Source organism: Pseudomonas gregormendelii, assembly GCF_017114825.1.
Taxonomy (GTDB): Bacteria; Pseudomonadota; Gammaproteobacteria; order Pseudomonadales; family Pseudomonadaceae; genus Aquipseudomonas; species Aquipseudomonas gregormendelii.
Genome location: NZ_JADEVO010000065.1, coordinates 1 through 15579 on the forward strand (window position 1 = coordinate 1; position 15579 = coordinate 15579).

Here is a 15579-nt window from a genome sequence, read left to right on the forward strand (position 1 = left end):
AGAAGTTTTCCAAGTTTCCCTAGCAACTTCAACCACTTGCGCTTTCGATCTCTCGTTAGCGGGAGGCGAATTCTACAGCGTTACACGCTGCTGTCAACACCTCTTTTTCAACTTCTTTTGCGCTTCGGTGACCTGAAGCAGCTGACCGTCAAAACTGCGTAACTCATTGTTTACCAAGGAGTTTTCCGTTTCGACTGCGCCGGAAGTGGGGCGAATTATAGACATCTGAAATCTGCCGTCAAGCGCTGTTTTCACAAATCTGTCATATCAGTCAAAAAAGCCCCGAAAACACAAAGGCCGGCCCAATGGGCCGGCCTTTGTCCCCTGCTTACAAGCTAGGGAATGCGAACTGCGATGCCTCATGGCTCGCACGTTGTGGCCAGCGCTGGGTAATCGCCTTGCGGCGAGTATAGAAGCGCACACCATCCGGACCGTAGGCATGCAGGTCGCCGAACAGCGAACGCTTCCAGCCGCCAAAGCTGTGATACGCCACGGGTACCGGCAGCGGCACGTTAACCCCAACCATGCCGACTTCGATCTCGTCGCAGAATAACCGCGCCGCTTCGCCATCACGGGTGAAGATGCAAGTACCGTTGCCATACTCGTGATCGTTGATCAGCTGCATGGCTTCTTCCAGGCTGTTGACGCGGACTACGCACAACACCGGCCCGAAGATCTCTTCTTTATAGATGCGCATCTCTGGGGTGACGTGATCGAACAGGCAACCGCCCAGGAAGAAGCCTTCTTCATGACCGGATACGCTGAGGCCACGACCATCCACCACCAGCTTCGCGCCCGCAGCAACGCCGTCATCGACATAACCGCTGACCTTGTCCCGTGCCTGACCGGTCACCAGTGGCCCCATGTCCAGGCCGCAGGAAGTGCCCGCGCCAATCTTCAGCGCCTTGATCTGCGGCACCAGCTTGTCCACCAGCGCATCGGCAACCTGGTCGCCCACGCAGACGGCCACCGAAATCGCCATGCAACGCTCGCCACAGGAACCATAGGCCGCGCCCATCAGTGCGCTGACCGCATTGTCCAGGTCGGCATCGGGCATCAATACCGCATGGTTCTTGGCGCCGCCCAGTGCCTGCACGCGCTTGCCACGCTTGGTGCCTTCGGCATAGATGTACTCGGCAATCGGCGTCGAGCCGACAAAACTCAGGGCCTTGACCTCAGGCGCCTCGATCAGCGCGTCCACTGCGGACTTGTCGCCATGCACCACGCTCATCACGCCTTTGGGCAGACCGGCTTCGAGCAACAGCTGAGCAATCAGCAGCGTGGAACTCGGATCACGCTCGGACGGCTTGAGGATGAAGCAGTTACCGCAGACGATCGCCAGCGGGTACATCCACAACGGCACCATTGCCGGGAAGTTGAACGGAGTGATACCCGCCACTACGCCCAGCGGCTGGAAGTCCGACCAGGCATCGATGTTCGGGCCGACGTTACGGCTGTACTCGCCCTTGAGGATTTCCGGAGCGGCACAGGCGAATTCCACGTTCTCGATGCCACGCTTCAGTTCGCCCGCGGCGTCTTCCAGGGTCTTGCCATGCTCTTCGCTGATCAGCTGGGAGATGCGCGCTTCGTTCTGTTCCAGCAGTTGCTTGAAGCGGAACATCACCTGGGCACGTTTGGCCGGTGGCGTATTGCGCCAGGCCGGGAACGCAGCCTTGGCCGCGTCGATGGCTTGTTGAATGGTTTCGCGGCTGGCCAATGGAACCTTGTGGATGGGCTGACCGGTAGACGGGTTGAACACGTCGGCAGTGCGACCGTTATCGGTCACCAGCTCACCATTGATCAAATGCGGGATAAGGCTCATGCGGGGCTCCAGAAAATGTGTTCGCGGGCGTCTTGGGAACGCCTGCTTATATATGTAGGAGCTAGCTTGCCAGCGATGGAGGCTAACGATGACGTGGGCTGCCTGGATGACCGCGGCGCCCTCTGGTTCATCGCGAGCAAGCTCGCTCCTACAAGTGTTCGGTCAATCAGTCCCAAGTAGTGGGCCAATTAATTCAGGTACAGAGTCGATCAATCGATTTTGTTCAGCACTTCGCCGACCGCGTCGAACAGGCGATCAAGGTCCTGCGGCTTGCTGTTGAACGTTGGGCCGAACTGCAGGGTGTCGCCGCCGAAGCGCACGTAGAACCCGGCTTTCCACAACGCCATGCCCGCTTCGAACGGACGCACGATCGCATCGCCATCACGTGGAGCGATCTGGATCGCACCGGCCAGGCCGTAGTTACGAATGTCGATGATGTTCTTGGAGCCCTTCAGGCCGTGCAGCGCGCTTTCAAAATGCGGCGCGACTTGCGCCACGCTCTGCACCAGGTTTTCCTTTTGCAGCAGGTCGAGTGCGGCCAGGCCGGCAGCGCAAGCCACCGGGTGCGCGGAATAGGTGTAGCCGTGGGGGAATTCCACCGCGTACTCAGGCGTCGCCTGGTTCATGAAGGTCTGGTAGATCTCGGAACTGGCAATGACCGCACCCATCGGGATCGCACCGTTGGTGACTTGCTTGGCGATACACATCAGGTCCGGGGTCACACCGAAGCTTTCGGCACCGAACATCGAACCGGTGCGGCCGAAACCGGTGATCACTTCGTCGAACACCAGCAGGATGTTGTGCTGGTCGCAGATCTCGCGCAGGCGCTTCAGGTAACCCTCAGGCGGCACCAGCACGCCAGCAGAACCGGCCATTGGCTCGACAAATACGGCGGCAATGTTCGAAGCGTCATGCAGTTCGATCAGCTTGAGCAGTTCATCCGCCAGGGCGATACCGCCCTCCTTTGGCATGCCACGGGAGTAGGCATTGCTGGCCAGCAGCGTGTGCGGCAGATGATCGACGTCCATCATCGCCTGACCGAACATCTTGCGGTTGCCATTCACTCCACCAAGGCTGGTGCCAGCAATGTTCACGCCGTGATAGCCGCGAGCGCGGCCGATCATCTTGGTCTTGGTGGCCTGGCCTTTCAGACGCCAGTAGGCACGAACCATCTTCACAGCAGTGTCGGCACACTCCGAACCCGAGTCGGTGAAGAACACATGGTTCAGGTTGCCCGGCGTCAGGTCGGTGATTTTCTCTGCCAGCTGGAACGACAGCGGGTGGCCGTACTGGAAGCCTGGCGAGTAGTCGAGGGTGCCCAACTGCCTGGCGACCGCTTCCTGGATTTCCTTGCGAGTGTGCCCGGCGCCACAGGTCCAGAGGCCCGACAGCGAGTCATACACCTTGCGGCCCTTGTCGTCGGTCAGCCAGCTGCCTTCGGCGGCAACGATCAGGCGCGGATCACGCTGAAAGTTGCGGTTGGCGGTGTACGGCATCCAGTGCGCATCCAGCTTGAGCTGGCTGGCCAGCGGCGACCGGGCGTTTTCGGGCATGTTCATGTGCAAAACCTCGTAGGGCAATAAGCGGCATAGAGATCAAAAGCGTTCTTGCAGCTAAATTGCCACGGAGATAAAGTCTGTGAAATCCAACTTTTCTAATGTTCAGTCGGCCCATTACTAAACTTTGAGTCATTCGCCCATGAGCACACGCCGCCCCGATCCACTGGCGCAAGTCAGCGACTTTGATATCCGCCTGCTGCGGATCTTTCGCAGCGTGGTCGAGTGCGGCGGGTTCTCCGCTGCCGAGTCGGTGCTGGGCATCGGTCGCTCGGCGATCAGCCAGCAGATGAGCGATCTGGAGCAGCGCCTGGGCTTGCGCCTGTGCCAACGCGGTCGCGCCGGTTTTTCCCTGACCGAGGAAGGCCGCGAGGTGTACCAGTCGGCGTTGCAGCTGTTGAGTGCGCTGGAAAGTTTTCGCACCGAGGTCAATGGTCTGCACCAGCATCTGCGCGGCGAATTGACGATTGGCCTGACTGATAACCTGGTCACCCTGCCCCATATGCGCATTACCCACGCCCTCGCCCAATTGAAGGAGCGCGGGCCCGACGTGCAGATTCAGATCCGCATGATCGCGCCCAACGAAGTCGAACAAGGCGTACTCGACGGTCGCCTGCATGTCGGCGTCGTGCCCCAGGCCAGCGCATTGTCGGGGCTGGAATATCAGCCGCTCTACGACGAACGCTCGCTGCTCTACTGCGCGGTCGGTCATCCGCTGTTTTATGTCGACGACAAGCAACTCGATGATGAGCGCCTCAACAGCCAGGACGCCATCGCCCCGACCTTCCGCCTGCCCGCCGATATTCAGGCCCACTACCAGGCACTCAATTGCACCGCCAGTGCCTCGGACCGCGAAGGCATGGCGTTCCTGATCCTTACCGGGCGCTTCATCGGGTATCTACCGGACCATTACGCCAGCCTCTGGGTGCAGCAAGGCCGCCTGCGCGCGCTAAAACCCAAGGCGCGGTTTTATGACCTGAGCCTCGCATCGGTCACCCGCAAGGGCCGTCGCCCCCATTTGGTGCTGGAGAGCTTCCTGGAGAGCCTTGCCGCGACCCGGTAAAAATCCATTGAGGCATCGTAATCAAAGGGCTGGAGAGAACCTGAAGGCAAATAACCTGAGCACTTGGACAGCTTTTTGCAGGATGACACTACCGTCACCCGTTCAAGAAGAACTTCGTCCATGCAGCCAGAATCCTCCAACCTCAGCGATCTGATCTACGGCCTCAACGACCGCCCGCAACCACTGGCCGCGATCCTCGCCGCCCTGCAACACGTGCTCGCCAGTTTCGTCGGCATCATCACCCCGCCGCTGGTCATTGGCTCGGCCCTGGGCTTGACCGCCCATTTGCCGTACCTGATCAGCATGGCGCTGATGGTGTCGGGCGTCGGCACCTTCATCCAGGCTCGCAGGCCTTTCGGCATCGGTGCCGGGATGATCTGCCTGCAGGGCACCAGTTTTGCTTTTTTGGGGGCGGTGTTGTCGGCCGGGTTTCTGGTCAAGCAACGGGGTGGCAGCCCGGAGGACATCCTCGCAATGATCTTCGGCGTGTGTTTCTTCGGCGCGGTGGTCCAGGTGGTCCTGAGCCGCTTCATCGGCCAATTGCGCCGTGTGGTCACGCCACTGGTCACCGGTATCGTGATCACGCTGATCGGCATCAGCCTGATCAAGGTTGGCATCACTGACCTGGGTGGCGGTTTCAACGCCACGGACTTCGGCGCCCCAGGCAATCTGGCCCTGGGAGTATTCGTCTTGCTGACGATCATCCTGCTCAACCGTTCGAACACGCCCTGGGTCCGACTGCCGGCAATCATCATTGGCCTGGTGCTGGGCAGCCTCGCTGCATGGTTCAGTGGCAAACTGGTGCCGCAGCCCTTGCCCGACCTGCCCCTGGTCAGCCTGCCCCTTCCTTTCAAGTTCGGCTTCAGCTTCGACTGGAGCGCCTTCCTGCCTATCGCGCTGATCTATCTGATCAGCACCATCGAAACCGTTGGCGACCTGACGGCCAACTGCATGCTCGCGCGCCAGCCGATCAGCGGGCCGTCCTACATCAACAGGCTCAAGGGTGGTGTCCTGGGCGATGGCGTCAGCTGCCTGATTGCCGCGATGTTCAGCGCATTCCCCAACACCACGTTCGCGCAGAACAACGGCGTGATCCAGTTGACTGGCGTAGCCAGCCGCTACGTCGGGTTGTACATCGGCGCCGTGTTGTTTTGTCTGGGTCTGTTTCCGTTGATTGGTGCAGTGCTGAAGCAAATCCCCAAACCGGTACTCGGTGGCGCGACCCTGGTGATGTTCGGCAGCGTCGCGGCAGCCGGCGTGCGCATTCTCGCCCAAACACCGCTGGACCGGCGCAGCATGTTGATCATTGCCACTTCCTTCGGCGTGGGCCTGGGCATTGCCGCGCAGCCCAACCTGTTGCACCTGATGCCAAAACTGGTACAAAACCTGTTCGACTCAGCCATCACCAGCGGCGGGCTGACCGCCATCCTGATGTGCCTGCTGCTGCCGGAAGCAAAATCCGTCGCGCAGGCTGACGCTGCCCTGCCCAAAAGCGAGCCGATCAAGCAGCTGTAAGGCTTTTATCAAGACAGGACTTGTCGGATACCCGTGGGTGCGCTATCAACGCTCTGGCTGCACCCACCTACCTGTTCGGAAGTGACTATGACCTTTGAAGTCCCTGCTCACGGCGACAAACCCGCCAGCCGCATTCGTCAGAAGAACGAAGAGGCGATCATCAAAGCCGCCGAAGACGAGTTCGCCCGTCACGGGTTCAAAGGCACGAGCATGAACACCATCGCCCTGAATGCCGGCTTGCCCAAGGCGAATCTGCATTATTACTTCACCAACAAACTGGGTTTGTACGTGGCGGTGCTGAGTAACATCATCGAGTTGTGGGACAGCACTTTCAACACCCTGACAGCCGAAGACGAGCCCGCTGAGGCGCTGACGCGGTATATTCGCGCCAAGATGGAATTCTCCCGGCGCCAGCCCCAGGCTTCGCGGATTTTCGCGATGGAAGTGATCAGTGGCGGCGAGTGCCTGACCGAGTATTTCAACCAGGATTATCGCGCCTGGTTCCAGGGACGGGCGGCGGTGTTCCAGGCGTGGATCGACGCCGGCAAGATGGACCCGGTAGATCCGGTCAACCTGATCTTCCTGCTGTGGGGCAGCACCCAGCACTACGCTGACTTCTCCACCCAGATCTGCCGCGTAACCGGCCGTAGCAAGTTGACCAGGCAGGACATGGAAGACGCCGGCAACAACCTGATCCGCATCATCCTCAAGGGCTGCGGCGTGACGCCTGCTATTTAAGACACCCCACTTAAGATCACTATGCCTTATACCCTCAGCGAGCTTTGCGAGTATCGCGAAGAGATTCGCAAAAGCCGCTTCATCACCCTGGCCGCTCCCATCAGCAGCCCGGCAGACGCCCAGGCGTTCATCGAGCAGCACAGCGACCTGAACGCCACGCACAACTGCTGGGCGTGGAAACTCGGCGATCAGTACCGCAGCACCGACGACGGCGAACCCGGCGGCACGGCCGGCCGGCCGATTCTGGCGGCAATCGATGCCCAGGATTGTGATCAGGTGGTAGTCCTGGTGATTCGCTGGTACGGCGGCATTCAACTCGGCACCGGCGGCCTTGCACGGGCTTACGGCGGTGGCGCCAACAAATGCCTGCAGGCGGCGGCAAAAATCGAACTGATCAGCCGCGTGCCCGTGAGCTGCGCGTGCGGCTTCGCCGAGCTGGCCCTGGTGAAGATTCGGGTGGCGGAATTAGGCGGGCTGGTGGTGCAGGAGACGTTTACCGGCAATGGGGTGGATTTGCAGCTGGCGGTGGGTGAGCGTCAGATCGATGCGCTGCAGTCGTTGTTGGCGGATCTGAGTCGTGGGCGGATAGTGTTGGAGCGCTAAGATCAAAAGATCGCAGCCTTCGGCAGCTCCTACGTAAAGCGCCACCTTGCAGGAGCATGCTTGCCGGCCCCTGCAGATTTGCGTGGAGCCGCAATCCAATGGGCACCCCGATCCCGTAGGAGCTGCCGAAGGCTGCGATCTTTTAGGGCATCACCCAATTTCCCGACGACCACTAATTGCCCACATCTACTGTGCACCCGCCTGTGGATAACCTGAGCACATACGGCTGTAACCCTTCTGTCATGCGGCTTTGCGGGCTTTGTTCATTTTTCGTCCAATGCTGCTGATAACACCTGCAAATTCTCATTAAAACAATCAGTTAGCCCTGTTTATGTCCTTTAGAAGAAAGCAAAGCAGCGCTTATGCCCGGTGTTCGCGCTTGCGCACAAATACTGTGGAGCAATCTGTGGATAACCCGTTCACTCCTGTCGCGACCCCAGATACTGCATGGGTTGCGGCCGACTGATCGATTTTTAACCAAATGTTCATGCGCGAAATCACAGCGTCATCAAGGGCTCCGCCCCTTGTTGGTGCCCGGATCGGCAGGCGCTGCCGACCAGGCATTGGCTCCACGGCCTGTGATTCAGGATTATTTGAGTTTTCCTGACTCAATGGCCAGGAAATTGCTTTATCCACAGGCATAACTTCAATCGACCGAGCCTGTCATGTCTATCCAAGCGCCGAGCCCTGATCGAACACCGCGTCTGCAACTGCGCAGAATCACCAAGCGCTACCCCGGTTGCCTGGCCAACGACGCCATCGACCTGACCATCGCACCTGGCGAGATCCACGCCTTGCTGGGTGAGAACGGTGCTGGCAAAAGCACCCTGATGAAGATCATCTACGGCGTTACCCAGGCCGACGCCGGGGAAATGATCTGGCAGGGGCAGCCGGTGCTCATGCGCAACCCGGGGCAGGCTCGCGAGCTGGGGATCGGCATGGTGTTCCAGCACTTCTCGCTGTTTGAAACCCTGAGCGTGGCGCAGAACATTGCCCTGGCAATGGGCGCCGCCGCCGGCACACCGAAACAGCTCGAACCGAAAATTCGTGAAGTGTCGCGCCGTTATGGCATGGCCCTGGAACCGGAACGACTGGTTCACAGCCTGTCGATCGGCGAGCGCCAGCGGGTGGAGATCATTCGCTGCCTGATGCAGGACATCAAACTGCTGATTCTCGATGAACCGACTTCAGTGCTGACGCCCCAGGAAGCCGACGATTTGTTCGTGACCTTGCGGCGACTGGCCGCCGAAGGTTGCAGCATTCTGTTTATCAGCCACAAGCTCGGCGAAGTTCGCGCCCTGTGCCACAGCGCCACGGTGTTGCGCGGCGGTCGAGTAGCCGGGCACTGCGTTCCGGCGCAATGCTCGGACCCGCAACTCGCACGGCTGATGGTCGGGGAAGCTGCCGAGCTGATGACCGATTACCCGAAAGCGCAAGGTGGCGAGGTCTTCCTGGACGTGAGCGCCCTGTCGTGGGCCAACCCGGATCCGTTTGGCTGCTCGCTCAAAGACCTCGACCTTGCCGTGCGCTGCGGTGAAATCGTCGGTATCGCCGGGGTTGCGGGTAATGGCCAGGATGAATTGCTGGCCTTGCTCAGCGGTGAGAAACGTCTGCCCCACAGAGACCGCAACATCATCCGTTTCAGCACAAAACCCGTCGCCCATCTGCGCCCCGATGCACGGCGCAAACTCGGCCTGGCCTTTGTCCCCGCCGAGCGCCTGGGCCATGGCGCAGTGCCGGACCTGAGCCTGGCCGACAATGCCCTGCTGACCGCCTTCCAGCAGGGACTGGTGAGCAAGGGCCTGATCCAGCGCAGCAAGGTCAAAGCCCTGGCTGAAGAGATCATTCGCCGCTTCGGCGTCAAGACACCTGATACCCAGACCCCGGCGCGCAGCCTGTCCGGCGGCAACCTGCAAAAATTTATCCTCGGCCGGGAAATCCTGCAGCAACCAAAGCTGTTGGTGGCTGCACACCCTACCTGGGGCGTCGACGTGGGTGCGGCGGCGGTCATCCACCGGGCGCTGATCACCTTACGCGATGCCGGCGCAGCGATCCTGGTGATCTCCGAGGATCTCGACGAATTGTTCCAGATTAGCGACCGCCTCGGCGCGCTCTGCGGTGGTCGACTGTCGCCCCTGAGGGCCACCGTCGACACTCGCCTGATCGATGTCGGCGGCTGGATGGCTGGCCAGTTCGACGCTTCCTGCTCACCCGCACCGGCGACGGTATAACGGAGTCTTTCATGCTGCTTTCTCTCGAACCCCGTGGCCGCCAATCGCGCCTGATGTTGTGGTGCTCGCCGTTACTGGCGGCAGTCCTCACGCTGGCCTGCGGCTCGTTGCTGTTTATCGCACTGGGGCATGACCCGCTCCTGACCCTGCACACGCTACTGATCGCCCCCGTGAGCGATTTGTATGGGATCTCCGAATTGCTGGTCAAGGCGCTGCCAATCCTGCTCTGCGCCCTGGGCCTGGCAGTGGCGTACCAGGCGCGGATCTGGAACATCGGCGCCGAAGGTCAACTGCTCCTCGGCGCGTTGGCCGGCAGTGCCCTGGCAGTGAACATCATTGATATGCAGAGTCGTTGGGCACTGGCGCTGATCCTGCTCACCGGTACCCTGGCCGGTGCCGCCTGGGCCGGGCTGACGGCGTGGCTGCGCACGCGCTTCAACGCCAACGAAATTCTCACCAGCATCATGCTCAATTACATCGCCCTCAACCTGTTGCTGTTCTGCGTGCACGGGCCGCTCAAGGACCCGGCAGGCTTCAATTTCCCCGAGTCGGCGATGTTTGGCGACGCCAGCCGCCTGCCGCTGTTGATGGAGGATGGCCGGGTTCACGCCGGTGTGTACTTCGCCCTGCTGGCCTTGGTGACCGTGTGGGTGCTGCTGCAAAAAAGCTTCGTCGGCTTCCAGATAAAAGTCCTTGGGCTGGACACCCGCGCGGCCGGTTTTGTCGGCTTTCGTGAGAAGCGTCTGATCTGGTTGGCACTGTTGATCAGCGGCGGCTTGGCCGGGCTGGCTGGCGTTTGCGAAGTCACCGGGCCGATCGGCCAACTGGTGCCGCAGGTCTCGCCGGGGTACGGCTACGCGGCGATCACCGTGGCTTTTCTCGGGCGCCTGAATCCGCTGGGCATTCTGTTTGCCAGCCTGCTGATGGCCCTGCTGTACATCGGCGGCGAGAGCGCACAAATGAGCATGAATCTGCCGCAGGCGATCACGCAGCTGTTCCAGGGGATGATGCTGTTTTTCCTGCTCGCCAGTGATGTGCTGATTCTCTACCGACCGCGCCTGAACCTGCGCTGGGCCCGTCGCGCCCCAGCCACCGCCGCACACGCTGGAGCCCTGTGATGGACATCGATCTGCTGAGCAATATTTTCTACGCCATGATCCGCTGCGGCACGCCGTTGCTGCTGGTGGCGCTGGGCGAGCTGATCTGCGAGAAGAGCGGCGTACTCAACCTGGGCCAGGAAGGGATGATGCTGTTTGGCGCGGTGATCGGTTTTATCGTCGCACTCAACAGCGGCAACCTGTGGCTCGGAGTGGTGCTGGCGATGCTCGCCGGGATGCTGCTGTCATCACTGTTCGCCTTGGTCGCTCTGGTTTTCAACGCCAACCAGGTAGCCACCGGGCTGGCGCTGACGATATTCGGCGTGGGCCTGTCGACCTTTGTCGGCGCGGCGTGGGTGGGTAAACCCCTGGCCGGATTCGAGCCGGTGGCGATTCCGTATCTCAGCGAGATTCCACTGATCGGGCGCATGCTGTTCGCCCAGGACCTGCTGGTATACCTGTCCTTTGTGTTGTTTGGCCTGGTGGCGTGGGTGATTTTGAAAAGTCGCGTGGGGCTGATCATTCAGGCCGTTGGCGAAAACCCCGACGCGGCCAGCGCCATGGGGCTGCCGGTACTGGGCGTGCGCACCCTGGCAGTGTTGTTCGGCGGGGCGATGGCCGGGCTGGCCGGGGCATACCTGTCGCTGGCCTACACGCCGATGTGGGCCGAGAACATGAGCGCCGGACGCGGCTGGATTGCCCTGGCGCTGGTGGTGTTTGCCAGCTGGAGGGTGTGGCGCCTGTTGCTGGGCGCCTATCTGTTCGGTCTCGCCAGCATCCTGCACCTGGTGGCGCAGGGGTTGGGGCTGGCGATTCCGTCGAGCCTGCTGGCGATGCTGCCGTATGTCGCGACCATCGTGGTGCTGGTGCTGCTGTCCCGGGATGCAGTGCGCACTCGGTTGTATGCGCCGGTGTCGTTGGGGCAGCCTTGGCAGGCTGGGCGTTAGGGGTGACTGTCAGGCCCTCATCGCGGGCCAGCCCGCTCCCACAGGGTTTGGTGCCGACCGATAATATCGAGTTCAACTCGGCCATTGTGGGAGCGGGCTTGCCCGCGATGGGGCGCTCACAGGCAACACCTGGACAATGCCCCACGCCAATTCAAACACCAGGAACACCACCAGCAACGAGCTTCCCCCCTGCAGCAGGGCATTGAGCTGCCAGGCCGCAAACAAGAACCGCCCCGCCGTCAATCCTGACGGTGCCGTCACTCAATTGCTGCAAGACAAGCTCAAACTGATCGAGGCGCGCATGGTAGAACTTGGCGAATTGCGTCATCAGTTGCAACAACGACTCGGCCAGCGTTGTCCATTAAATCCGTGATCCTCATTCATCAAGGAAGCCACTCATGTCCAAGGCAAAAACCGCACTCATCATCGGCGCCTCCCGGGGCCTCGGGCTAGGCCTGGTGAAAACCCTGCTGGCCGATGGCTGGCAGGTCACTGCCACCGTGCGCAACCCGCAGAACGCCGAAGCCTTGCAGGCCCTGGGCAATGTGCGCATCGAAAAACTCGACATGGACGATCAGCAAGCCGTGATTGCCCTGAGCCAGAAGCTCAAGGGTGAAGTGTTCGATCTGTTGTTCGTCAACGCCGGGGTCAAGGGCCCGGACGTGCAAACGCCCGGTGGCGCTACGCTGGCCGAAGTCGGGCAACTGTTCTTCACCAACGCGGTAGCACCGATCAACCTGGCGCAAGGATTTGCCGCACAGATCCAGCCCGACAGCGGCGTGCTGGCGTTCATGAGTTCGGTGCTGGGCAGCGTGACCATGCCGGACGCGCCTGAGCTGGCCTTGTACAAAGCCAGTAAAGCCGCGCTCAACTCCATGACCAACAGCTTTGTCACGCAATTGGGCGAGCAGAAACTCACGGTGTTGTCGCTGCATCCGGGCTGGGTGAAAACGGACATGGGCGGTGAAGGTGCCGACATCGACGTGCAGACCAGCACCCGCGGGCTGGTGGATCAGGTCAATGCGTACGCCGGCAAGGGTGGGCATCATTTCGTTAACTACAAAGGCGAAACCATTCCCTGGTAAGCACTTCCTTTGGTCACGGGCCGGCTCTCCAGGAGCCGGCTTGCATACGATGGCATCTGCTCGGTATTACTGAAACACCGAGGCGCCTGCATCGCCAGCAAGCGGGCTCCTGCAAAGGGTACGGGCAGCCCCACGAGGAGTGAGCGCCAGCGTCCGGTCGGGCCGGGCTTGCTCACCAAGCGGTTTTGTTTGAAACTGCGCACCTCGTCCCCGCGGCGACCCTGGATCAGCAGACAGGGTAATCACTGAGCTGGCTAACCTGAACCCAACTTTCAGAGGAGCCGGCCAACATGCCTGCGACCCGTACCTGGTTAAAAAATCCCCTCGCCATTTTCACTGCCAATGAGCTCGACGCCCGTGGTGGCCTGGTGGTGCAAGACGGTGTGATCGTAGAAGTGCTCGGCGCTGGCCAGCAACCGGCCACCCCCTGCGATCAAGTCTTCGATGCCCGCGAACATGTGATCCTGCCGGGGCTGATCAACACCCACCACCACTTCTATCAGACCCTGACTCGCGCCTGGGCGCCGGTGGTCAACCAACCGCTGTTTCCGTGGCTGAAAACCCTGTATCCGGTATGGGCACGCCTCACTCCGGAAAAACTCGCTTTAGCCACCAAAGTAGCCCTCGCCGAATTACTGCTGTCCGGTTGCACCACGGCTGCGGATCACCACTACCTGTTCCCCGAAGGCCTGGAAAACGCCATCGACGTGCAAGTCGAGAGCGTGCGTGAACTGGGCATGCGCGCCATGCTCACCCGCGGTTCCATGAGCCTTGGGGAAAAAGACGGTGGCTTGCCGCCGCAACAGACCGTACAGCAAGGCGAAGTGATACTCGACGACAGCCAGCGACTGATCGCCGCTTACCACGAACGCGGCGACGGCGCGCAAATCCAGATCGCCCTGGCGCCCTGCTCGCCGTTTTCGGTGACGCCGCAGATCATGTCCGCCAGCGCCGAACTGGCGAACAAACTCGACGTGCGTCTGCACACCCACCTGGCCGAGACCCTGGACGAAGAAGACTTCTGCCTGCAACGCTTCGGCCTGCGTACCGTCGACTATCTGGACAGTGTCGGCTGGCTCGGCCCGCGCACCTGGCTGGCCCATGGCATTCACTTCAACCCGGATGAAATCGCCCGCCTGGGCGCGGCAGGCACCGGGATCTGTCATTGCCCGAGCTCAAACATGCGCCTGGCCTCGGGCATTTGCCCAACCCTGGAACTGACCGCTGCCGGCGCATTGCTCGGCCTGGGTGTGGACGGCTCGGCCTCCAATGATGCGTCGAACATGATGCTGGAAACCCGCCAGGCCCTTTACATTCAGCGCCTGCGCTACGGTGCCGAGAAGATCACTCCGGAACTGGTGCTGGGCTGGGCGACGAAGGGTTCGGCGAGTTTGCTGGGACGTACCGACATCGGCGAACTGGCGGTGGGCAAGCAGGCCGACCTGGCGCTGTTCAAGCTGGATGAACTGCGTTTCTCCGGCAGCCATGATCCGGTGTCGGCCCTGCTGCTATGCGGCGCGGATCGCGCGGATCGGGTGATGATCGGCGGCAAATGGCGGGTGATTGACGGGCAGGTGGAAGGGCTGGACCTGAAGGGCTTGATAGCGGATCACAGCCAGGCGGCCCGGCAGTTGATTGCCGGCGTCTGACGCCACACCCATGAAAAACTGTGGGGGCGAGCCTGCTCGCGATGGCGGCTTGTCAGCCGACATCAAAAGGGTCTGAAATACTGCTATCGCGAGCAGGCTCACTCCCGCAGTTGATAGCTGTGAGGTCTCAAAGGCCCAGCAGCGACAACATGATGAACGTCGCGAACAGCACAAAGTGCGTCATCCCTTCGATGGCATTCGTCTCGCCATCGTTGAGGTTGATCGCGCTGACGATCAGCGTGAGGAAGATCATCACCGTCTGCACCGGGGTCATCGCCATCTGGAATGGCTGGCCGGTGTAGAGCGCCATGGCCTCCATCACCGGTACGGTGAGGATCACCGTCGACAACGACGCGCCCATGGCGATGTTGACCACCGACTGCATGCGATTGGCCAGTGCCGCCCGCAGTGCGGTCAGGATCTCGGGCGCGGCGGAAATCGCCGCCACCAGGATTGCCGTGATCACTGGCGGTGCTCCGGTTCCTTCAAGGCCCAGGTCCAGGGTCTTGGACATCACCTCGGCCAGCGCGCCAATCACTACCACCCCAAACACCAGCGTACCGATGGAAACGGCCAGGCTCACAGGCGCGGGTCCTGTTTCTGCCGGCTCCTTGCGACGGCGTTTTTCCGGGTAGCTGTAGCTGAAGAAGTAACTGTGCGGCCCGACCTGCATGCGCAGGAACAACGCGTACAGCACCACCATCGCGCCAATGGTGAAGCCCGAATAAATCTTCCAGTTGGCCTCGGGAATAAACTCCGGAACCACCATCGACACGCCCATGGCGGTCAGGATCATCACGCTGTAGCTGCGCGCCGAATCGTCGTTGTAGGACTGCTCGCCATGCTTGATCCCGCCCATTAACGCAGCCAGGCCGAGGATGCCGTTGATGTCGAGCATAATAATTTTGTAGACACGGACACCAGTGTCAAAAGGGGCAGCTTCCCTCTGCTTTGAATAGCCATTTAGGCACAAGGAAAAATACGCTCTAAACAGATAATTCGAGGGCGAAGCGCCACAACCAATTTTCTTGCTATAACGGTACGCTAGTGGCATAATCATAAAGGTAATTTGACTTTTTGTCAAAATAAATGCAGGATCCTTGGCATCAAGGAGAATCCTGTGCCAAAACTTGCTCCCTTCCAGACCTGTTGCCGCTGACCGAAAACTGACCCAGTAGGGGCTGTTCTGCCGACTGAAAACTGACCCAGGTGTTCAACTGCTTCTGCTCACTTTTTGAGCAGGAGAACACAGGGTGATCAGCATGGAAATGTT

General features: G+C 60.6%; 11 protein-coding genes and 2 pseudogenes. 10 read left to right on the forward strand and 3 right to left on the reverse strand.

What is annotated here, in order from left to right:
* Positions 1 to 328: 328 nt before the first annotated feature.
* Both IMW75_RS25905 and aptA read right to left on the reverse strand, forming a co-directional pair.
* Positions 329 to 1822 carry a CoA-acylating methylmalonate-semialdehyde dehydrogenase gene (locus tag IMW75_RS25905; protein WP_122841669.1) on the reverse strand — a complete coding sequence of 498 codons (1494 nt, stop codon included), beginning with the start codon at positions 1820 to 1822 and terminating at the stop codon, positions 329 to 331.
* A gap of 209 nt (positions 1823 to 2031) precedes the next feature.
* Entirely contained in the window at positions 2032 to 3381 is a 1350-nt protein-coding gene (aptA, locus tag IMW75_RS25910) for an omega-aminotransferase AptA (RefSeq protein WP_045058196.1), read from the reverse strand.
* A gap of 139 nt (positions 3382 to 3520) precedes the next feature.
* On the opposite strand from aptA, the gene IMW75_RS25915 reads away from it, so the two are divergent.
* From IMW75_RS25915 to IMW75_RS25960, 10 genes and pseudogenes are all read left to right on the forward strand, one after another.
* Positions 3521 to 4441 carry a LysR family transcriptional regulator gene (locus IMW75_RS25915; protein ID WP_045058195.1) on the forward strand — a complete coding sequence of 307 codons (921 nt, stop codon included), beginning with the start codon at positions 3521 to 3523 and terminating at the stop codon, positions 4439 to 4441.
* Positions 4442 to 4561: 120 nt separating this feature from the next.
* Positions 4562 to 5956: a uracil-xanthine permease family protein gene (locus IMW75_RS25920; protein ID WP_205894203.1), complete on the forward strand. Its 1395-nt coding sequence runs from the start codon at positions 4562 to 4564 to the stop codon at positions 5954 to 5956.
* 87 nt (positions 5957 to 6043) lie between these two features.
* Positions 6044 to 6694 carry a TetR/AcrR family transcriptional regulator gene (locus tag IMW75_RS25925; RefSeq protein ID WP_045058193.1) on the forward strand — a complete coding sequence of 217 codons (651 nt, stop codon included), beginning with the start codon at positions 6044 to 6046 and terminating at the stop codon, positions 6692 to 6694.
* A 21-nt stretch (positions 6695 to 6715) separates the two neighbouring features.
* Positions 6716 to 7297, forward strand: a complete 582-nt coding sequence (locus IMW75_RS25930) for an IMPACT family protein (protein WP_045058192.1) — start codon at positions 6716 to 6718, stop codon at positions 7295 to 7297.
* Positions 7298 to 7968: 671 nt separating this feature from the next.
* Entirely contained in the window at positions 7969 to 9528 is a 1560-nt protein-coding gene (locus IMW75_RS25935; RefSeq protein ID WP_414704668.1) for an ABC transporter ATP-binding protein, read from the forward strand.
* An 11-nt stretch (positions 9529 to 9539) separates the two neighbouring features.
* Positions 9540 to 10646 (forward strand): ABC transporter permease, encoded by a 1107-nt coding sequence (locus IMW75_RS25940; RefSeq protein WP_205894205.1) that lies wholly within the window; start codon positions 9540 to 9542, stop codon positions 10644 to 10646.
* Entirely contained in the window at positions 10646 to 11572 is a 927-nt protein-coding gene (locus IMW75_RS25945; RefSeq protein ID WP_205894206.1) for an ABC transporter permease, read from the forward strand. Before IMW75_RS25940 ends, IMW75_RS25945 begins: the two co-directional genes overlap by 1 nt.
* A gap of 241 nt (positions 11573 to 11813) precedes the next feature.
* Positions 11814 to 11945 (forward strand): annotated as a pseudogene (locus IMW75_RS27115) (MerR family transcriptional regulator); the annotation flags it as partial.
* Positions 11946 to 11970: 25 nt separating this feature from the next.
* Positions 11971 to 12657, forward strand: a complete 687-nt coding sequence (locus IMW75_RS25955) for an SDR family oxidoreductase (protein WP_205894207.1) — start codon at positions 11971 to 11973, stop codon at positions 12655 to 12657.
* A 290-nt stretch (positions 12658 to 12947) separates the two neighbouring features.
* A complete protein-coding gene (locus IMW75_RS25960; protein ID WP_045058186.1) occupies positions 12948 to 14306 on the forward strand; it encodes an 8-oxoguanine deaminase in 1359 nt (452 codons plus the stop codon).
* Positions 14307 to 14433: 127 nt separating this feature from the next.
* Here the strand turns inward: IMW75_RS25960 and IMW75_RS25965 are convergent.
* Positions 14434 to 15240, reverse strand: a pseudogene (locus IMW75_RS25965) (calcium:cation antiporter); the annotation flags it as partial.
* Positions 15241 to 15579 lie beyond the last annotated feature (339 nt).